The organism is Pseudotabrizicola formosa, from assembly GCF_002900965.1.
In the GTDB taxonomy this organism is placed as follows: domain Bacteria; phylum Pseudomonadota; class Alphaproteobacteria; order Rhodobacterales; family Rhodobacteraceae; genus Pseudotabrizicola; species Pseudotabrizicola formosa.
On record NZ_PJOM01000002.1, the window covers coordinates 750,307 to 770,523 of the forward strand.

Here is a 20,217-nt window from a genome sequence, read left to right on the forward strand (position 1 = left end):
AAGCCGCACCCAAGGGGCGCGGCCTTTGCTTACCTTGACCGAACGGCCTTAGGGGTTGGTTGCGGAAACCGCCGTATAGGCTGCGGTGAAACCGGCAAGCGACAGGTCAACCGTCACCTTCTGCTCGGGTGCCACAACCGGCACGATGGTCAGCACCGCCTTTGCGCCCTTCTTGAACTGTTCAACCTCGGCCGCGGTGAACCCGATGCGCGAGATACAGCCAATCGTGGAGCAGAAGGTGAAAGGATAGACCTTGGGCGTGCCGCCATCGATGGCCAGCACAAGGTTCTCGGTCAGCAGGGTTTCCAGTGGCACGATCACCGTGGCACCGGCCGCTGCCTGATTGCCCGCAGGCAGGTTGAACATGCTGAACTCTGCCACGGCATTGCCGTCGGTATCGCGCAGCAGTTGATACAGCTGGCAGGGATCGGCACCGTCTGCGGTCCGGATGCAGCGCTGTTCCCAGGCGTCAAAGCTGGCCTCGACGTAAGAGCTTCCCGGTCCGTCATTGGTGACTTCGGTGCCCATCGACAGCCCGCTGTCGGCAGGGGCATCGGTGGCGGGGGCAGGGGCCGCCTCTTCGGAGGCGGGTTTTTCTGTGGCTGGCGGGGTGGCCGCGTCTTGCGCCCAGGTGCCCGTTGCCACGGAAGAGGCCAGCAAGAGTGCCAGGGCCAGGGATTTGGAAAGGGGAGAGATCGCTGAAAGAGTCATGTCACGTCCATCTGTCACTGCTTTGGTTTTCACCGCTCGGCGCCGCTGTAGCATGTTGCGCCAGACCTGTCAGGTGGCAAAAGCGTGACCTGGCGCTGCCGGGGCCCGGGGCAAAGCGGCTCTCAGCAGGCAGGGGCCGCGCGGTGCGCCAATAAAAAAGGGCCAGCAATCCGGCCCTTTTTCAACATTGTTTTTTTGCTCCCTGTCGGACTGGCCGACTTCATGGCGCTGACGCTACGGTGGAAATTCTCAGGCGTCAACCCGTCAAATGATCACAAAATCGCCTGTAAAACATGGCAAAGTGCCGCATGATTTGGGACGGAGCTGCCGGATATGCCGCCGGTCACACCAGCCCCGGCGGTGCCCAGATGCGGGCTGGCATCGACGCGCCAAGCGGATATGGTTGGGGTGCGCGCAGGCACAGCCCGCGTGGGTCCGCGTCTGGAACAGGGAGACAGCTGGTGTCGGAAAAGCCTTCAATTTTCGTCGGCGGCGGCGGGGCCGCGCATGGCCAGCCGCAGGTTCTGCTTTTGGAATATGGCAATCGTCACGGGTTGATCGCCGGGGCCACCGGCACGGGCAAGACGGTGACGCTGCAGATCCTGGCCGAAGGCTTTTCCGCCGCCGGGGTGCCGGTTTTCATGTCCGATGTGAAGGGCGATCTTTCGGGGCTGGCACTGGCCGGTGATCCGGCGGGCAAGCTGCATGCGCCCTTCATGGCGCGGGCGTCCACCATCGGGCTGGATCTGCAGTACCGCGCCTTTCCGGTGACCTTCTGGGACATGTTCGGCGCGCAGGGTCATCCGGTGCGCGCCACCGTGGCCGAGATGGGACCATTGTTGCTGTCACGCCTGCTGGACCTGACCGAGGCGCAGGAGGGCGTGCTTAATGTTGCCTTCCGGTTGGCGGATGAGGAAGAGCTGCCGCTGCTGGACCTCAAGGATCTGCAGGCCCTCTTGCTGTTCATCGGCGAAAATGCGGGCGATATTTCCGCGCGGTACGGGTTGGTGGCCCCTGCCTCGATCGGTGCGATTCAACGCCGTTTGCTGGTGCTGGAGAATGAGGGCGGCACCGGGTTTTTCGGCGAACCCGCCCTTGATCTGGCCGATCTGATGCAGACCGACGCACAGGGCTTTGGCCGGATCAACATTCTGGCCGCGGATCGGCTGATGCACAGCCCGCGGCTCTACGCGACCTTCCTGTTGTGGCTGCTGTCCGAACTGTTCGAAACCCTGCCCGAGGTGGGCAACCCCGACAAACCCAAACTGGTGTTCTTTTTCGACGAGGCGCATCTTTTGTTCACCGACGCGCCCAAGGCCCTGGTGCAAAAGGTGGAACAGGTGGCGCGGCTGATCCGGTCCAAGGGGGTGGGGGTGTATTTCGTCACGCAAAACCCCGCCGATGTGCCCGACACCATTCTGGGCCAGCTGGGCAACCGGGTGCAGCATGCGTTGCGCGCCTTTACCGCCAAGGACCAGAAGGATCTGCGCATGGCCGCGCAGACCTATCGGGACAACCCGGAGTTCAGCACCGAAGACGCGATCCGCGACGTGGGCACCGGCGAAGCGGTGACCTCGTTTCTGGAGCACAAGGGCAGCCCGGGTGTGGTGCAGCGCACGCTGATCCGGCCACCGTCCAGCCAGCTTGGACCGATTGACCCGGCGGCACGGGCGCAGGTGATGGCGATGTCACCGCTGCGGGGGAAATACGATACGGCCATCGACCGCGACAGTGCCTATGAGCGGTTGCGGGTGCGGGCGCACAAGGCCGCCGAGGAGGCGGCAGGGCAAGAGCCGCCGGACAATGCCGACACGCCGGGCTCATTCAACCGCGGCCGCCGCTATGACGGGGGCAGCGGCCGGGCACCGGCCCCAAAGACCACCCGCCGCAGCAGCGACTCGGTGGGCGAGGCTTTTGCCAAAAGCTTCGCCCGCCAGCTTGGCACCCGATCAGGGCAGGCGCTGGTGCGCGGGGTTCTGGGCACCCTGTTTGGCAAACGCTGAGCCACGGGCCGGGCGACCTGCCCGGCTTGCCCCTTACAGCGCCCGCAGTTTCAGCTTCACGATCCGGTTTTCGCGCTTTTGCAACACTTCGAACCGGAAACCGTGGAAGCTGAAGGCCTGACCCTCATTCGGGATCATCTGCGCCTCATGGATCACCAGCCCGGCGATGGTATTGGCTTCGTCATCGGGCAGGTTCCAGTCCAGCGCGCGGTTCAGATCCCGGATGGTCATCTGACCCTCGATCAGATAATCGCCGTTTTCGGCCCGTTTCAGCGCGCTTTCCTTCTGAACCACGTCGAATTCGTCGGTGATCTCGCCCACAATCTCTTCGAGAATGTCTTCCAGCGTGATCAGCCCCTGCAAGCCACCGTATTCATCGACCACCAGCGCAAAATGGGTGCGGCGCTTGAGGAATTCGCGCATCTGCTCATCCAGTGCCGTGGTGTCGGGGATGAAATAGGGCTTCATCGCCACCTTGACGATGTCCAGATCCTTGACCGACCCAAGGGTGCCATCGGTGGTGCGCAGCAACCGGTCCACTTCGCGCAGCAGATCCTTGGCATGGACAACGCCCAGAATATTCTCTTCATCGCCGCGAAACAGCGGCAGGCGGGTGTGGGGTGAGGCCAGAACCTTGGTGAGGATCTCATCGGGGGACAGGTCGGCATCAAGCATTTCGATATGGCGGCGGTGGCGCATGATTTCATCCACCGTGCGGCTGCCCAGATCGAGCGCGCCCAGCAAGCGGTCGCGATCTTCCTTTTCCACCGCGCCTTCGGAATGGCCAAGCGCAATCGCGCCCATGATTTCATCGCGCAGGGCCAGGATCTTGCCTTCGGGGTCGGCTTTCACGCCAAACAGGCCAAGAATGCCACGCACCAGGGCGCGCACCACGCTGACAATGGGCGAGAAAACCACGATCAGCACCCGGATCACCGGGGCCACTTTGCTGGCAAGGCTTTCGGGCGCGATGATGGCCAGCGTCTTGGGCAGCACTTCGCCGAAGATCAGCACAAGGATCGTCATGGCCATGGTGGCAAAGGCCACGCCGGAATCGCCGAAGACGCGGGTCAGAAGCGCCGTGGCCAGCGAAGCTGCCAGAATGTTGACCACATTGTTGCCCAGAAGGATGGCGCCGATCATGCGCTCGTTATCCTCGGTAACCTTCATGGCGGATGCTGCGCCCAGAGAGCCCTTGTCAGCGAGCGTTTTCAGCTTGGCGCGGGAGGAGGCTGTGAGCGCCGTTTCAGAGCCCGAGAAAAAGGCAGACATGCCGATCAGGCACAGGATCGCAGCGGCGGTCAGCCAGAACGCGGCATCAATCGAATTGGGGTCCATCGGTCTTCCGTTTCATGGGGTTTGGGCTGTTATGACCGCAGCAGCCCCTTGGTTCAAGAACCCTTGCTTGCTTTTGCCAAAGGGTGATGGTCCAGCACCAAGGCTTTCAGGTGGTCCTCCAGCACATGGGTATAGATTTCGGTCGTGGACAAATCCGCGTGGCCCAGCAAGGTCTGGATCACCCGCAGATCGGCACCGCCCGCCAGCAGATGGGTGGCAAAGGCGTGGCGCAGGGCATGCGGGGTGACCCGGGCCGGAGAGACGCCGGCGGCGATGGCGATCTCTTTCAGCATCAGGTGGAAATGCTGGCGTGTCAGGTGGCCATCTGCCCCGGGGCCGGGAAACAGCTGGCGCGAGGTCGGTCTGCCGGCCATGCGGGCGCGCTCTTCGGCCTCATCGCGGTGGCGCAGCCAATCGGCAAGCGCTGTGCGGGCCGGGCCGGACAGGGGCACCATCCGTTCCTTGCCGCCCTTGCCGCGCACCAGCACCATGCGCGGATCACCGCGCGCGGCGGCGACCGGCAGGCCCACCAGTTCCGTCACCCGCATGCCTGTGGCATAGACCAGTTCCAGCAGCGCGGTCGCCCGTGACCGGTCGGCATCGGTGCGGCCATGGTTGCGCGCCGCCTCCATCAGGCGGGTCACATCCTGCTGCGACAAGGCATCGGGCAAGCGCTGCACCGCGCCGGGGCCCTTGATGCGAATGGCCGGATTGTCGCCGCGCCAGCCTTCGTCATGCGCAAAACGGTACATCTGCCGGATCGACGACAGACGGCGCGCGCGGGTGGCCTTGGACAAGCCATTGGCATCGCAGGACACCAGATAGGCCTCGACATCCGCACGCGTGACGCTGGCAAAGCTGAGGCGGCGCTGCGCGGCCCAGGTGGCAAAATCCTTCAGGTCGCGGCCATAGGCCAGCTGGGTGTTGCGCGAGGCGTCCAGCTCGGCGGCATGCGCCTGCAGAAAGCTGGAAATCCATCCCTCAGCGGTGTCGGGCGCACGCGCCGCACCAGGGGTCATCCGCGCCGCTCCAGCAGCATCAGTTCCAGCGCGGTGCGCCGGGCAATGTCTTCCAGCCCGACATGGCGCAGAAAGGCCAGCCCATCTGTCACGCCCGTCAGGTTGCCCTGCACACCCCGGCCTATTTTTTCCACCGCCAGCAGGATCGCCTCGCCCATCCGGCGCTGCTCCAGTAGGGCGGCAAATTCAGGGGCCACCCCGGCGCGCAGAAAGGCCGGCGCAATGGCCCGGCCAAGCGAGTCTGGCGGCAGCGCGCCCGCCAGCGACCCGGTTGCCAGACCGATCAGAAACGCCTCGCGCGGGGACTCCGCTGTGCGGGCCGCTGCGATGGCCTCGTAAGACGGTGACAGCAAGCCCAGTTCAAACGCGATGCGCCCGGCAGGGCCGGTCAGCGGCAGGCGCGACAGATCCTGGGCAAACAGGATGGCAAAGGGTACCTCCAGCTCGGCCTCGGTCATCCGCGCCCAGGCGGCGGGCAGGCTTTGCGCCACCGCCCCCGGATCGCCTGCCCGCAGCGCGGTTTCAAACCGCTGAAACGCCTCGACCCGGTCCCACACCCCGCCCGAGGCGGCGGGCAGGCGTTCGGTATAGAGCCCCAACAGCACATTGGGCGCGATCACCCCGGCGCGGGCCAGACGTTCGGCTGATTCGATCTGTGCCTTCCAGCCGGCAGTGTCGCGCAGCTCGGCATGGGCAAAGGCCAGCGGCAGGCTGGCGGTTGGCTGCGGCTCGCCGATGGCCTCGAACATGCGCCAGGACAGCGGTGTCATCCGGGCGGGAATCGGCGGCAGAGCATCGCCTTCATAAAGATCTGGGTCCAGGAACCGCGACAGCAGCGAATCCTCTTCTTCGGTGACATAGCCAAGCGCCTGGGCGGTGCGCAACGTCAGCGCCGCCGCGTTCCAGTCGCCCGAGCGCGCCACGCAAAAGATCCGGGCCGGAAAGGTCGGGGCCAGGTTGGGGGTCGCCTGCATCATCTGGCAGCCCCGGTCTTCGTTGCCGGTCAGCAGGGCCACGTCAAAGGCGCGGCGGAAGAGTTCCGCGTCCCCGGTCGGTGCGGCGCGCAGCAGCGCTGCCGCCTGATCCAGCGCCCCCAGCGCCAGCAGCCGGTCGATCCGCGCCAGCAGCAGCGTGCCCTTGCCGGTGCTGTCGGGGGGCGGCACCGCTTCGGCAAGCATCAGTGTCACGGTCAGCGCCTGCAGCGCGGGCAGCTGATCGCCACGCTCGCGCAGGATGGCAGTGCGCACCTCTTCTTCCAGCCCCATGCCCCAAAGATCGCGGGGCAGGCCGGTGGTGGCAGGCGAAAGCAGACCGATCGCATCGGGCGACGGCGCGTCCAGAACGCTGACCGCCACATCCTGTGGCAAGGCACCGCCGCTGGTGACCGGTGCCTCGTCGCGCTTGACGGTTTCAGCGGGTGATCCGATGGCCGAACCGGCGGGCGAGGCCACGGAACTGGACAACCAATCAATGGCCGACAACGGGGTCTGGGCCCCGACCGGCACGGCCATCAGGGTCAGCGCGCAGCACAACGCGGGAAAGCGTGCCACAAGACCTCTGGTCTCAGTCGGCATTCAGCGTCACCGGAACCGTGACCTGGCTCTGGTCAGGCGACAGATCGGCCAGATAGGCATAGCCGGTCAGGGCCGCAAACCCCAACAGTCCCAAGATCACCACCGCTTTGAGGATACGCCCCACCATTGTCATTCTGCCCTTTCAGCCCGATGTCCTGCGCGCCACGGGTTCATCCCGTCGTCTTGCCACAGAGGCTCTGTCTGTCTTACGTCTTTTGCCACACGCAAAGCAGCGCAATCTTCGCCGCCTCCGGATGATTTCTTTGCGATTGTATATGGCATTCGCGCCGAGTTCACGCCATGAACAAAAAAATGCGCGTGATGCGGGCGAAACGCCGCTCTTGCAGCCGGGCCGAGGATGGACAGGGCAAGACGGGTCCGCCCGGGGACTGAAAATCGACGGAAACGGAAGCGCCGGAGACGGAACCGAAGGAGGCAGCGTGGCACGCCTGAAAAAGACGGTCGCCATGGTCGGGATGATGGGGGCGGGCAAGACCGCCGTGGGGACCGCCCTGGCGCGAGCGCTTGGCGTGCCCTTTCTTGATTCGGATGATGAAATCGTCCGCGCGGCCAACCGGTCGATCACCGAAATCTTTGAGCGTGATGGCGAGCCGTTCTTTCGGGCGCGCGAATCCGAAGTGCTGGCCCGGCTGTTGCGCGGTCCGCCTTGCGTGCTGTCGACGGGGGGCGGTGCCTATCTTGCCGACAGCAACCGCCGTCTCATTTCCGATGTGGGAATTGCCGTCTGGCTGCGCGCCGATCTGGATCTGTTGTGGAACCGGGTGCGGCACAAGGCAACACGCCCCTTGCTGCGCACTGCGAACCCGCGTGAAACCCTGCGCGCCTTATATGATGCGCGGGTGCCCTATTACAGTCAGGCCGATATCACGGTGGATGCCAGTGCCGACCTGTCGGTGGAAGGCATGGCAGAGCGGGTGATCACAGCGCTTGGTTCCCGCCCCGACGTTCTGGAGAAAGACAAGACATGACGATGGATGTGGTTCCGGTCGATCTGGGCGCCCGCAGCTATGAGGTGCGGATCGGGCCCGGCCTGATTGACGCGGCCGGGGCGCAGCTTTTGCCCTTCCTGCGGCGGCGCAAGGTGGCGATTGTCACCGATGAAACCGTGGCGGCGCTGCATCTGGACAGGCTGCTCGCGTCTTTCGCCGCCTCTGGCATCGAGGCGACGGCGCTCGCCTTGCCAGCGGGCGAGGGCACCAAGGGCTGGCCGGACTTTGCCCGCGCCACCGAATGGTTGCTGGAGCAAAAGATCGAGCGGCGCGATCTGGTCGTGGCCTTCGGCGGCGGCGTGATCGGCGATCTGGCAGGATTTGCGGCGGCCGTGCTGCGGCGCGGCGTCCGCTTTGCGCAGATCCCCACCACCTTGCTGTCACAGGTTGACAGCTCGGTTGGCGGCAAGACCGGGATCAACACCGCGCAGGGCAAGAACCTTGTCGGCGCCTTCCACCAGCCCAGCGTGGTGCTGGCCGATATCGATGTGCTTGGCTCGCTCGCCCCGCGTGATTTTCTCGCGGGCTATGGCGAAGTGGTGAAATACGGGCTGCTGGGCGATGCGGCCTTCTTTGACTGGCTGGAGGTAAACGCCCCCGGCATGGCCGGGGACCGTGGCTTGTGCCAATATGCCGTGCGCCGTTCGGTCGAGATGAAGGCCGGCATCGTCAGCCGGGATGAGACCGAGGAAGGCGAACGCGCGCTTCTCAACCTCGGCCATACCTTCTGTCACGCGCTGGAAAAGGCCACCGGCTATTCCGACCGGCTGCTGCATGGCGAAGGCGTGGCCATCGGCTGCGCGCTGGCCTTCGAGCTGTCGCAGCGGCTGGGCCTGTGTGCGCAGGAAGCCCCCAGCCGGGTGCGCGCCCATCTGCGCGCCATGGGCACCAAGGTGGACCTGAGCGACATCCCCGGCGATCTGCCGGACGCGGGCGCGCTGCTGGCGCTGATGGGTCAGGATAAAAAGGTGGTGGACGGCCAGTTGCGCTTCATCCTCGCCCGCGGCATCGGCGAAGCTTTCGTGGCGTCAGATGTCCCGGCGGAAACGGTGAAAACCCTTCTGGCAGAGGCGCTTGCAGCGCGAGGCTAATGTAATTCCCGACGGTGACGTGCAGGTCCCCGGTGCCAATTCCCTGACGGCCACTTGCCAGAGTTGCGCGCGCCCGTCATTCCATTGGCCGTGCTCTGCAGTCTTGCCCTGTGCGGGAGTCGCAAATGATGCGGCGCAGACGCTGACCCGAGGCTCGCGCCCGGCGGCGTCCTGGCCCTATCGCCCCCAGTAAACCACATCGGGCTGACCGGCATGAACGGGGCTACCATCGCCACTCGCTTCAAATCGGTAGGTCTGAATGGTCATCGCCAACATGATGAGCGTGATCACGACATAGCCGCCGGCAGAGATAGCTTGCATAACGGCCTCCCCTCGTTGCGCTTGAGGAAACACTATAGACCGGAAATTGAAACAAATAAATGTCATCCTTCCCGCGCGGCATGAAACTGCCAATCGAACCAGATGGTGCGACCCGGACGACGCCGCAGCCCAGATATGGCCCTTTGTCAGGACAAACCAGAGCGGACAGGCTGCGAAACCTGCCCACCACACAACACCACCTGCACAGGATGATTCCCTTTGGAGGGCGCCGTCAACGGCAAGATGTGTCTGTTTCTTGAAAAGCGGTTGGCTGGGGCGCCAGGATTCGAACCTGGGTATGTCGGTACCAAAAACCGATGCCTTACCGCTTGGCGACGCCCCAACCGTGCGGCGGTGTTTAGCCAAGGGTGTTGGCGGGTGCAAGGGGGGTTCATCACAAAAATGCAAAGAGGCCCGCAGCTTCTGAGGGCGGCAGGGCGCGGATGGCTGTGGCACAGGTGCCGGACCTGCGGCTGACGCGGCCGTGCCGCAGGGCAAGGATGGACGAAGCGCCGGGGCCGCGCTATTGCGCAGGCATGGAAAAGCTGGATGTCATTGTGCTGGGGGCCGGGGCTGCGGGTCTGTTCTGCGGGATCGAGGCCGCGCGTCGCGGGCGGCGGGTGCGGGTGATCGATCACGCCAGGGCAGCCGGCGAGAAGATCCGCATCTCGGGCGGCGGGCGGTGCAATTTCACCAATCTCGAGATTGCGCCGGAGCGGTTCTTGTCACGCAATCCGCGCTTTGCGCTGTCGGCGCTCAAGCGCTTTACCCAATGGGATTTCATCGCGCGGATGGATGGCTGGGGCATCTCCTGGCATGAAAAGGCGTTGGGGCAGCTGTTTTGCGATGGGCCTGCCACGCAGGTGGTCGAGGCCTTGACCCGCGATCTGGCACGGGCGGGCGCAGAGCTGTGGCTGGGTTGCGAGGTGGGGGCGGTGGCGGCGTTGCCGGGCGGCGGCTTCCGGTTAGAAACTGCGCGCGGGGTGCTACACTGCGCCGCGCTGGTGGTGGCGACCGGCGGCAAGTCGATTCCCAAGATGGGGGCCAGCGGCTTTGGCTACCGCGTGGCGGAGCAGTTCGGCCTGCCGCTGGTGGAAACCCGGCCCGGTCTGGTGCCGCTGACCTTTGCCGAGCAAGAATTGGTCTGGATGAAGCCGCTCTCGGGCCTGTCGGTCGAAGGCCGCGTCCGGCATGGACGCACCGAATTTGCCGAAGGGCTGTTGTTCACCCATCGCGGCCTGTCTGGCCCGGCGATTCTGCAGATCTCCAGCTACTGGCGCGAGGGCGAGGCGATTGCGGTCGATCTCGGCATGGGACGCGATCTGGCGGCGCTGTTGCGAGAGGCCCGCGCGCAAGGGCCGAAACTGGCGCTGCGCACGGCCCTGGCGGGGCTGGTGCCCGAACGGCTGGCAAGGCATCTGGAGACGGTGGTGGCCCCTGCCGGGCCGCTTGGCACGCTGTCCAACGCGGCGCTGGAGCAGGTGGCAGAGGTCTTGCGCAACTGGCGGCTGATGCCGGTGGGGTCCGAAGGCTATCGCACCGCCGAGGTCACGTTGGGCGGGGTTGATACCGATGCGCTGGATGCCCGCACGATGCAGGCCAAGGCTGTGCCGGGGATGTATTTCGTGGGCGAGGTGGTGGATGTGACCGGCTGGCTGGGCGGCTACAATTTCCAATGGGCCTGGTCATCGGGCTGGGCTGCAGGCCAGGCTGTGTGAAATCAAGGGTTTGCGCGACACAATTCGCGCAAACCCTTAGCGTTCAGGGTCGCTGTAGTGATGCTGATGGCCGTTCGGATCGGTCACGCTCCAGCCCCGCGCCTGTGCCGTCACATAGCCCGGCCCGATGGGCACCTTGCCAAATCCACCCGGAATATCAAGCACATAGCTGGGCAAAGCCGTGCCGGACAACCGCCCGCGCAAGGCGGACATGATCGCTTGCCCCTCGGCAATCGTGGTGCGGAAATGGCCGGCCCCGCGCGCAAGGTCGCAATGATGCAGGTAATAGGGTTTGACCCGCAACCGGATCAGCGCGCGGAACAGGTCTTCCAGCGCATCGGCACTGTCATTTACCCCGCGCAGCAGCACCGATTGCGACAGCAGCGGAATGCCGGCATCGGCCAGCCGGGTCAGGGCGGCGCGGGCCTCTGCCGTCAATTCGTCGGCGTGGTTGGTGTGCACCACGATCCAGACCGACGGGTGCTGGCGCAGCGCATCAATCAGCGCCGGCGTGATCCGGTCGGGGGCCACCACCGGCACCCGCGTGTGCAGGCGCAGCACGCCGACATGCGGGATCGCCGCCAGACGGGCCACCAGATCGCCGATCCGCCGCGCCGACAGAACCAGCGGATCGCCCCCGGTCAGGATCACCTCATGAATAGCGGGCGTGCGGGCGATATAGTCCAGCGCGGCCTGGAGCTGATCTGGAGGCAGATGCCCGGTGTCGCCCACGGTTTCGCGGCGAAAGCAGAAGCGGCAATAGACTTCGCAGGTTTTGGTGACATGCAAGATCACCCGGTCCGGGTAGCGGTGCGTCAGCCCCGGCACCGGGGCATGCGCATCATCGCCGATCGGATCAGGCAGGTCTTCGGGGCGCTGGATCAGCTCGGCGGCGGAAGGCACGAACTGGCGCGCCACACCGTCAGACCGGGCAGAGGCCGCGCGCATCTGCGGGGTCAGGCGCAGGCGGAAATCCTGCGCGACGCGTTCCAGCACCGGGGCCTCATCGGCCCGCACAAGGCCATCGGCGACCAGATCGGAAATGCTCTGCGCCGGGCGCAAGGGGAAGGTGCCATCCATGCTCACAGGGTCAGCCGCGCAGGCCGGCGGCATCCAGCAGTCCCCGGCGTTTGGCCTCGTAATAATAGCCGCGGGCATACCACATCACGGCCCGCTCTTCGGACCCGTTGGCCACCAGCCATGCCCCGCGCAGGTATTTGACCGCGTAGCGCAGGTTCGTCTCGGGGTCGAGCAGATCGGCGGGCGCGCCGCGAAAGCCCATGGTTCGCGCGGTTTGCGGGTGAATCTGCATCAACCCCAGATAGGGGCCGTTGCGTGCCGCCGGATTGTAGCGCGATTCCCGCTGCACCACCCGGTGCACCAGACTGACCGGCACGTCATATTCTGCCGCGTAGCGCTGGATCAGCGCCCGCAGTTCCGGTGTCTCACCCGGGTTGAGCGGGCCGCCGCCGGCCATCAGGGCCCGGCTGCCATCGCGCCCGCCACAGGCCGAGACGACGAGCGCAAGGCCAAGAAACAGGGCCGCGCGGCGTGAGAACGGGGGCATGGGCAGGATCCTTCTCCCTTGGGGTTGGCGCAGGGTTTACTGCATCTGCGCCCCACGCTCCAGCCCCCGGCAATGACATTGGCGGGAGGGGCGGGAGGCGGGAGGGGCGGGGGATACGACGTAAGGCGGGCTATGCTGGGGTGGTGCGGCCTGTTAACCTGCGTCATCGCAGCCTGAGGTGAGCCATGACCGTGCATATCCTGCCCCGATCCGACACCCTAGGGTCCGAGCCGACGCGCAGCCTGCACTCTGCTTTGGTGGTGGATGACCATCCGCTGTTCTGCGATGCCCTGTCGATGACCTTGAAGGCGGTGGCGGGAATCGGGCGGATCGAGACCGCTGACCGGTTGGACAGTGCGATTGCCCGGCTGGAGCAAGGCCCGATGCCGGATGTGGTGGTGCTGGACCTGAACCTGCCGGATGTCGATGGCTTGGACGGGTTGATCCGGTTGAAATCGGTGGTGGGGCTGGTGCCGGTGGTGGTGGTGTCGTCGCTGGCTGACAACCGGGTGATCAGCGCGGCGCTGCGGGCGGGGGCCTCGGGGTTTGTGCCCAAACACAGCCACCGCGACGTGTTCCGCGCCGCGTTTGACGCGATCCGGCGGGGCCATGCCTATCATCCCGACGGCTATGTTCCGCAACATGATCCGAAAGCCCCGGCCAGCCAGCGCGAAGATGCCGTGGCCCGGCTGGCGCTGCTGACCCGGCAGCAGGCGCGCATCCTGCAGCTGATCTGCGAGGGCAAGCTGAACAAGCAGATCGCCTTTGACCTGACGATAGCCGAAACCACGGTCAAGGCGCATGTGACCGCGATCATGCGCAAGCTGGGGGTGCAAAGCCGGACGCAGGCGGTGCTGATCGCGCGCGGCGCAAGCTTTGACAGCCTGATGCCGGAAGGCGATTGATCGGGCCGGGCGGATCGAACCGCTTGCCGAAGCCGGAGGCACGCCCTAGCCTTTGGGCAGGGGGGATTGGCGATGCAGGAAATGCGTGGCTTGACAGCAGGCGGTGCGGCAGACGTCCTGATCAGCGCTTGTGTGCCCGCCACTGCCCCTGATGCGGCAGGGCAGTTGGCGCAGGCGCTTGGCGCGGGGCCGTTTTCGCGCATCGTGGTGTTCGTGTCGCCCGAGGCTGATCTGGCGCGGTTCTGTGCCGATCTGGACCTGCACTTTCCGCCCGGTCTGGTGATCGGCTGCACCACTGCCGGAGAGATTTCGCATCTGGGCTATACCGAGGGCGATATTGTCGCAGTGGGCTTTCCGGCCGCCTATTTCTGCACCGACTGCCTGTTGGTGCCGGATCTTGCGCGGATCAGCCCGCAAGAGCTGATCGGGCAGCTGATCCGCGCCCGCACCGGGTTGCAGCAGGACCGGCCCGGGTGGGATCATGAATTCGCGTTCATGATGGTGGACGGATTGTCGACGGCCGAGGATGATCTGGCCGCCGCTGTCGCCTCGGGTCTTGGCCCGGTGCCGCTGTTTGGCGGGTCAGCCGCCGATGGCTTGCGCTTCGGGCGGACCCATGTGATCTGGCAGGGGCAGGCCATCAGCGCTGCGGCGATTGTCATGCTGGTGCGCAGCAGGTGCCGCGCGCGGGTGTTCAACCTTGACCATCTGGTGCCGACCGACCGGCGTATGGTGGTCACGCAGGCCGATCCGGCGCGGCGCATCGTGCATCAGATCAACGCCGAACCGGCGGCGCAGGAATATGCGCGCCTGCTGGGCAAAGATCCTGCGCAGCTGACGACCTTTACCTTTGCCGCCCACCCGGTGGTGGTGCGGGTGGGCGGGCGCCACCATGTGCGGGCAATCCAGAAAATGGAAGAGAATGGCGATCTGGTGTTCTTTTCCGCCATTGACGAGGGGCTGGTCCTGACCCTCGCCGAGCCGCAGGATATGGTGGCGCATCTGGACCGTGAACTTGGCCGCCTGTCCGATCATGGTGCCCCTGCCGCCATTCTGGCCTGCGACTGCATTCTGCGTCGGATGGAGGCGCTGGAAAAGCAGCATGCGGGCGCGATTTCGAAGGTGTTGCGTGACCGGAACGTGCTGGGCTTTTCCACCTATGGCGAGCAGTGGAACTCCATGCATGTGAACCACACGATGACCGGGGTGGCGCTCTATCCGCCGGATCCCGCATGATTGACACGCTGATCAACCCCGCCGACCCGCCCGAGCGGCAGATGGAAAAGCTGATGACCATCGCGCAGGTGCTGATGCGGCGGGTGGAATCCGATACCGATGACAATGGCGCGGCCTATGCCCAGTTTCAGCGCGCCGCGATGCTGGAAGATCAGGTGCGCGACCGCACCCGTGATCTGGAGCGCGCGCTGGACCTGCTCAACGAGTCGAATGCCCGTCTGGGAGAGGCCAACCGCCGCGCCGAGGCCGCGCGACAGAACCTCGCCAATGCGATCGAGACGGTGCAAGAGGGATTTGCGCTGTTTGATGCGGGCGATGTGCTGGTGCTGTGTAATTCACGCTTTGGCATGCATATGGAAGATATCCGCGATGCCCTGCGTCCTGGCCTGACCTTCGAGGCCTATGTTGACCGGGTCAGCCGGTCGCGCTTTCTGGAACTGCCGGACTTTGAGACCCCGCAGGACTGGGCGATCCGGCGCAAGCGGCGCCATCAAGATAGGCATGTGATCTTTAACGTGCGGATGATCCGGGACCGCTGGGTGCAGGTGTCCGAACACCGCACGGCGGATGGCGGCACGGTGATCTTGCAGACCGATGTGACCGATATCATCCGGTCCGAACGGCAGGAGCGGGGCAAGCTGCTGGACGATCAGGCCCGGATGATCCGCGCCACGCTGGACCATATCAATCAGGGCGTGTCGATCTTTGATGCTCAGGCGCGGCTGGTGGGGTGGAATGCGCGGCTGGGGCAGCTTCTGGCGATTCCGGTGGCGCGGTTCCGGGTGGGGGCCTCCTTTGACTATCTGCTGCAGCGGTTTCGGGAAGAGATCACCCTGTCGGACGGGATGACCGATGCCGCTCTGGCGGCTTGGGTCAAGGGGGCCACGGGTCGCCCCCCGCTGACCTTCGAGGTGCGGCGCGGCGATGATCTGATTCTGGCGGTGTTCGCGCAGGAAATGCCCGACGGCGGTTTTGTGATGAGCTTTACCGATGTCACCACCGAACGGGCCGCGATCCACGCGCTGAGCCGGGCCAATGAAACGCTTGAGGCGCGCGTGATGGAGCGCACGCTGGAGCTGGAAGATGCGCTGGCCCATGCCGAGCGCGCCAATGCCAGCCGGTCGCGCTTTGTGGCCGCCGCCAGCCATGATCTGCTGCAACCGCTGTCTGCTGCCAAGCTGTTCATCGCCAGCATCGGCGGCGAAGGGGTGCCACCCGAAGCGGTAGAGGCGTTGGAAAAGGCGCAGAATGCGCTGGTCTCGGTCGAGGGGATATTGGACGCGCTTCTGGATATCTCCAAGCTGGAATCGGGGCGCGCGGCGGTATCGGTGGGGCAGGTGGCGCTGCGCCCGATTCTGGCGCAGCTGGCGGCGGAATTTACCGCCATTGCGGCGGCCAAGGGCTTGCTGCTGACGGTGCGGCTGTCGGACGCGGTGGTGATGACGGACCCGGCCTATCTGCGCCGCATCCTGCAAAACCTGATCGGCAACGCCATCCGCTATACCACGAAGGGCCGGGTGGTGGTGGCCGCCCGCCGGCGTGGGGGGATGACAAGGCTGGAGGTCTGGGACACTGGCCTCGGCATTCCGGAGGAGGAACAGGACAATATTTTCAAAGAGTTCCACCGGCTGAACGCCCGCGCCTCGGCCAGCGAAGGCATGGGTCTGGGGCTGGCGATCGTGGAGCGGGCCTGTGCCCTGCTGGGGCATCCCCTGGGGCTGTCCTCCCGGCTGGGACGGGGCACCTGTTTCATGCTGCAGCTGCCGTCGGTTACGTCCGCCGAAACCCTGGCGGTGGCGCCGCCAGCGGTCACCCGTCCCCGGATGCGCCTGCAGGGCAAAATCGGGTTTCTGGTGGAAAACGACCCCGACCTGTGCCGCGCCATGGCGCTTTTGCTGGAAAAATGGGGGCTGTCGGTGCTGGATGCTGACAGCGGCGAAGCGGCCCTGGCGCTGATTGATGAGCTGGGAATCCTGCCCGATTTCTTTCTGGTCGACCATCAGCTGGGCGATGGCATGACCGGGGTGGAATTCATCCGCCTCCTGCGTGCGCGGCATGGCGATGTGCCCACCCGTCTGGTTACCGCCAATCGCAGCCTGCAGGTGCAGGCACTGGCGCAGCGCGACGGGATAGAGGTGCTGATGAAGCCGCTGGATGCCCGCGCGCTGGAGGCGTTTCTGCGCGACCTGCCATAGCGCGCCGGATATCCTACGACTTATGTTCCATAGCGCCCCGCCCCGTCGCCGCCTAATCTGCCGCCACAGGGAGACTGACCGATGCACATGAGTGATACCCGCGATATCCAAGCCCCGCCCTCCGAGGTCTGGGCCGCCATTCTGAACCCCGAGGTGCTCAAGGCCTGTATTCCGGGCTGCACCGAGGTGACCGGCAACCGCGATGAGGGGTTCGAGGCGGTGGTGACGCAAAAGGTTGGCCCGGTGAAGGCGACCTTCAAGGGCGCGGTCACCCTCTCCGACATCACCGAGGGCGAGGCGGTGACCATCTCGGGTGAGGGCAAGGGGGGACCGGCGGGCTTTGCCAAGGGCGGCGCCGTGGTGCGGCTAGAACCGATCCCGGAAGGCACGCGGCTGTCTTATGATGTCGAGGCCAATGTGGGTGGCAAGCTTGCGCAACTGGGCAGCCGGATCATCGACGGCTTTGCCAAGAAGATGGCGGATGAGTTTTTCAGCCGCTTCCAGACCGCCGTGGAAGGCCCTGCCGAACCGGAAACGGCGGAACCCGCCCCCGAAGGCGACGACGAGACACCGAAAAAAGGCTGGTTCAAGCGGCTGATCACCTGAGCGATTGAGCCGCAAAACCGTACCCAGGACAGATCCAAGGGAGGAACACATGACGAATGTCACGATGACCGTGAACGGAAAATCCGTCTCGGCACCGGCAGAGGGGCGCACCTTGCTGGTGGAGTATCTGCGCACGGGGCTGGGGCTGACCGGCACCCATGTCGGCTGCGATACCAGCCAATGCGGGGCCTGTGTGGTGCATGTCGATGGCCGCGCCGTCAAATCCTGCACCGTCTTTGCGATGGATGTCGAAGGGTCGGATGTGCGCACGATCGAGGGCATGGCCAATGCCGATGGCAGCCTTGGCGTGGTGCAACAGGCGTTTCAGGACCATCACGGGCTGCAATGCGGCTTCTGCACGCCCGGCATGGTGATGACCACCGCAGCCCTGCTGGCGGAAAATCCGCGCCCCTCAGAGGCCGAGGTACGCCACGGGCTGGAGGGCAATATCTGCCGCTGCACCGGTTACCACAACATCGTCAAAGCCGTGCTGGCCGCGTCCGGTCAGGACGCAGACGCCATTGCTGCGCAGTAGGGGGATCAGATGCCAAAAGATACCGGAATAGGCGCATCCACCAAGCGCCGCGAAGATGTGCGGTTCCTGACGGGCCGCGGGGTCTATACCGATGACCTGACGATGTTTGGCCAGGCCCATGCCGTGATGGTGCGCTCCACCGTGGCGCATGGCCGGATCGTGTCGATTGACACGGCAGCGGTCGAGGCGATGCCCGGCGTGCTGGCGGTGTTTACCGGCGAGGATTTCAAGGATGTCGGCGGCAACCCGGCGGGTTGGCTGATCAACAGCCGCGACGGGACACCCATGCGCGAACCCAAGCGCCCGGTGCTGGCGCATGGCAAGGTGCGCCATGTCGGTGACGCCTATGCCGCCGTGATTGCCGAGTCCTATGCGCAGGCCAAGGATGCGGCACAGGTGCTGTCGGATGCGACGGTGATCGAGGAACTGCCCGCCATCATCGACATGAAGGCGGCGGCGGCCGATGCCAGCAACCGCGTGCATGACGAAATCCCCGACAACATCTGCTTTGACTGGGGCTGGATCGAAGACAACCGCGCCGCCGTGGATGAGGCAATGAAATCCGCGCCCCATGTGGTGACGCTGGAGCTGACCAACAACCGGCTTGTCCCCAATGCGATGGAACCACGCGCCAGCATCGGCGAGTATTTCCCCGGCACGGGTGACTATAAGCTCACCACCACCAGCCAGAACCCGCATCTGACCCGGCTGCTGGTCTGCGCCTTTGTGATGGGCATTCCGGAAAACAAGCTTCAGGTCGTGGCCCCCGATGTGGGCGGCGGGTTTGGCTCCAAGATCTATCACTACGGTGAGGAGGCGCTGGTTCTGGCCGCCGCCAAACGCCTTGGCCGCCCGGTGCGCTGGACAGCAGAGCGGACGGAAAGTTTTCTGTCCGACGCGCATGGCCGCGACCATGTGACCAAGATCGAATTGGGCTGCACCAAGCAAGGCGATATTCTTGCGATCCGCACGGAAACCTACGCAAATGTAGGTGCCTATCTGTCGAACTTCTCAACCGCCACGCCGACCTTCCTGCATGGCACACTGATGGCGGGGCCTTACAAGGTGCCGCATGTCTATGTGAACGTGAAGACGGTTTTCACCAACACCGCCCCGGTAGATGCCTATCGCGGGGCCGGGCGGCCTGAGGCGACCTATAGCATCGAGCGTGTGGTGGATAAAATGTGCCGCGAGTTGAATCTCGACCCGTTCGAGGTGCGTCGTCGCAATCTGCTGACGCCCGATCAGTTCCCCTATACCACGCCGGTCGGGCTGGTCTATGACACCGGCAATTATCAGGCCACGCTGGACAAGGCGGTTGAACTTGCCGATGTCGCCGGGTTTGAGGCACGCCGGGCTGAGAGCGCCAGGCGCGGCAAGCTGCGCGGCATGGGGCTGTCGACCTGGATCGAGGCTTGCGGTATTGCGCCCTCGCATCTGGTGGGGGTGCTGGGCGCGCGGGTGGGGCTTTATGACGCTGCCACCGTGCGGGTGAATGCCACCGGCACCATTTCGGTGATGACCGGGGCGCACAGCCACGGGCAGGGGCATGAAACCGTCTTCCCGCAGATCGTGGCGGAAAAGCTGGGGATTGATGCCTCGTCAGTCGAAATTGTGCATGGCGACACCGCCAAGATCCCGTTCGGGATGGGGTCTTATGGCTCGCGCTCTCTGGCGGTTGCGGGGTCGGCCATGGACCGCGCCATCGACAAGATCATCGCCAAGGGCAAGAAGATCGCAGCCCATATGCTGGAGGCGGCCGAAGGCGACATCACCTTTGCGGATGGCAAGTTTTCGGTGGCGGGCACCGACAAGGCCAAGACCTTCGGCGAGATCGCCTTTTCGGCTTACGTCCCGCACAATTACCCGCTGGAAACGCTGGAACCGGGTCTGGAGGAAACCGCCTTCTATGACCCTGCCAACTTCACCTATCCCGCAGGCGCCTATATCTGCGAGGTCGAGGTGGATGAGGGCACCGGCAAGGTTGATGTGGTCTCCTTCACCTGCGCCGATGATTTCGGCAATGTGATGAACCCGATGATCGTGGAGGGCCAGGTGCATGGCGGCGTGGGGCAGGGGATTGGTCAGGCGGTGCTGGAAAGCACGTCCTATGACGAAAACGGCCAGCTGCTGACCGGATCTTACATGGATTACGCGATGCCGCGTGCCGATGATGTGCCGTTTTACACGGTGGATCATTCTTGTGCCACGCCCTGCACCCATAATCCGTTGGGGGTGAAGGGTTGCGGCGAGGCCGGGGCCATCGGCTCGCCTCCGGCGGTGGTGAATGCGGTGATCGATGCTTTGCACCGGGGTGGCCATACCCATGTGTCACATATTGATATGCCCGTCTCACCCAACCGGGTGTGGCAGGCGATGAACGCGTAA

At 64.9% G+C, this 20,217-nt stretch carries 17 protein-coding genes and 1 tRNA gene; 10 read left to right on the forward strand and 8 right to left on the reverse strand.

The window, feature by feature from the left end:
- Window positions 1–48: 48 nt before the first annotated feature.
- Window positions 49–711 (reverse strand): invasion associated locus B family protein, encoded by a 663-nt coding sequence (locus tag CXR43_RS07645; protein ID WP_103334102.1) that lies wholly within the window; start codon window positions 709–711, stop codon window positions 49–51.
- A 461-nt stretch (window positions 712–1,172) separates the two neighbouring features.
- On the opposite strand from CXR43_RS07645, the gene CXR43_RS07650 reads away from it, so the two are divergent.
- Window positions 1,173–2,714, forward strand: coding sequence for a helicase HerA-like domain-containing protein (locus CXR43_RS07650; protein WP_246831308.1), 1,542 nt, complete (start codon window positions 1,173–1,175; stop codon window positions 2,712–2,714).
- Window positions 2,715–2,747: 33 nt separating this feature from the next.
- On the opposite strand, the gene CXR43_RS07655 is transcribed toward CXR43_RS07650, so the two are convergent.
- Genes CXR43_RS07655 through CXR43_RS17860 form a run of 4 tightly spaced genes read right to left on the reverse strand, consistent with a single transcriptional unit; the run spans window position 2,748 to window position 6,778 of the window.
- Complete coding sequence (locus tag CXR43_RS07655) at window positions 2,748–4,052, reverse strand: HlyC/CorC family transporter (RefSeq protein ID WP_103333420.1); 1,305 nt, start codon at window positions 4,050–4,052, stop codon at window positions 2,748–2,750.
- A 53-nt stretch (window positions 4,053–4,105) separates the two neighbouring features.
- Window positions 4,106–5,071 (reverse strand): tyrosine recombinase, encoded by a 966-nt coding sequence (locus CXR43_RS07660; protein WP_103333421.1) that lies wholly within the window; start codon window positions 5,069–5,071, stop codon window positions 4,106–4,108.
- Window positions 5,068–6,621, reverse strand: coding sequence for a hypothetical protein (locus CXR43_RS07665; RefSeq protein ID WP_246831309.1), 1,554 nt, complete (start codon window positions 6,619–6,621; stop codon window positions 5,068–5,070). The genes CXR43_RS07660 and CXR43_RS07665 overlap by 4 nt, the downstream gene beginning before the upstream one ends.
- Before the next feature lie 13 nt (window positions 6,622–6,634).
- Complete coding sequence (locus CXR43_RS17860; RefSeq protein ID WP_168219744.1) at window positions 6,635–6,778, reverse strand: hypothetical protein; 144 nt, start codon at window positions 6,776–6,778, stop codon at window positions 6,635–6,637.
- A gap of 307 nt (window positions 6,779–7,085) precedes the next feature.
- On the opposite strand from CXR43_RS17860, the gene CXR43_RS07670 reads away from it, so the two are divergent.
- Window positions 7,086–7,634, forward strand: coding sequence for a shikimate kinase (locus CXR43_RS07670; protein WP_267134631.1), 549 nt, complete (start codon window positions 7,086–7,088; stop codon window positions 7,632–7,634).
- Window positions 7,631–8,746 carry a 3-dehydroquinate synthase gene (aroB, locus tag CXR43_RS07675; protein ID WP_103333424.1) on the forward strand — a complete coding sequence of 372 codons (1,116 nt, stop codon included), beginning with the start codon at window positions 7,631–7,633 and terminating at the stop codon, window positions 8,744–8,746. The genes CXR43_RS07670 and aroB overlap by 4 nt, the downstream gene beginning before the upstream one ends.
- 589 nt (window positions 8,747–9,335) lie before the next feature.
- Here aroB and CXR43_RS07680 read toward each other — a convergent pair.
- Window positions 9,336–9,410 (reverse strand) — tRNA-Gln (locus tag CXR43_RS07680).
- A 193-nt stretch (window positions 9,411–9,603) separates the two neighbouring features.
- Between CXR43_RS07680 and CXR43_RS07685 the strand changes: the two genes are divergently transcribed.
- Window positions 9,604–10,785 (forward strand): BaiN/RdsA family NAD(P)/FAD-dependent oxidoreductase, encoded by a 1,182-nt coding sequence (locus tag CXR43_RS07685; protein WP_103334104.1) that lies wholly within the window; start codon window positions 9,604–9,606, stop codon window positions 10,783–10,785.
- 36 nt (window positions 10,786–10,821) lie between these two features.
- Here the strand turns inward: CXR43_RS07685 and CXR43_RS07690 are convergent, their stop codons facing one another.
- Complete coding sequence (locus CXR43_RS07690) at window positions 10,822–11,865, reverse strand: lysine-2,3-aminomutase-like protein (RefSeq protein WP_103334105.1); 1,044 nt, start codon at window positions 11,863–11,865, stop codon at window positions 10,822–10,824.
- A gap of 10 nt (window positions 11,866–11,875) precedes the next feature.
- Window positions 11,876–12,352 carry a lytic transglycosylase domain-containing protein gene (locus CXR43_RS07695; RefSeq protein WP_103333425.1) on the reverse strand — a complete coding sequence of 159 codons (477 nt, stop codon included), beginning with the start codon at window positions 12,350–12,352 and terminating at the stop codon, window positions 11,876–11,878.
- A 185-nt stretch (window positions 12,353–12,537) separates the two neighbouring features.
- On the opposite strand from CXR43_RS07695, the gene CXR43_RS07700 reads away from it, so the two are divergent.
- From CXR43_RS07700 to CXR43_RS07725, 6 genes are all read left to right on the forward strand, one after another.
- Window positions 12,538–13,257, forward strand: a complete 720-nt coding sequence (locus CXR43_RS07700; protein ID WP_103333426.1) for a response regulator transcription factor — start codon at window positions 12,538–12,540, stop codon at window positions 13,255–13,257.
- Between the two features lie 72 nt (window positions 13,258–13,329).
- Window positions 13,330–14,493, forward strand: a complete 1,164-nt coding sequence (locus CXR43_RS07705; protein WP_210402064.1) for an FIST N-terminal domain-containing protein — start codon at window positions 13,330–13,332, stop codon at window positions 14,491–14,493.
- Window positions 14,490–16,688: a hybrid sensor histidine kinase/response regulator gene (locus CXR43_RS07710; RefSeq protein ID WP_103333427.1), complete on the forward strand. Its 2,199-nt coding sequence runs from the start codon at window positions 14,490–14,492 to the stop codon at window positions 16,686–16,688. The genes CXR43_RS07705 and CXR43_RS07710 overlap by 4 nt, the downstream gene beginning before the upstream one ends.
- An 81-nt stretch (window positions 16,689–16,769) precedes the next feature.
- A complete protein-coding gene (locus CXR43_RS07715; RefSeq protein WP_103333428.1) occupies window positions 16,770–17,294 on the forward strand; it encodes an SRPBCC family protein in 525 nt (174 codons plus the stop codon).
- 49 nt (window positions 17,295–17,343) lie between these two features.
- On the forward strand, window positions 17,344–17,829 hold the full coding sequence (locus CXR43_RS07720; RefSeq protein WP_103333429.1) for a (2Fe-2S)-binding protein: 486 nt from the start codon (window positions 17,344–17,346) through the stop codon (window positions 17,827–17,829).
- Between the two features lie 9 nt (window positions 17,830–17,838).
- Window positions 17,839–20,217, forward strand: a complete 2,379-nt coding sequence (locus CXR43_RS07725; RefSeq protein ID WP_103333430.1) for a xanthine dehydrogenase family protein molybdopterin-binding subunit — start codon at window positions 17,839–17,841, stop codon at window positions 20,215–20,217.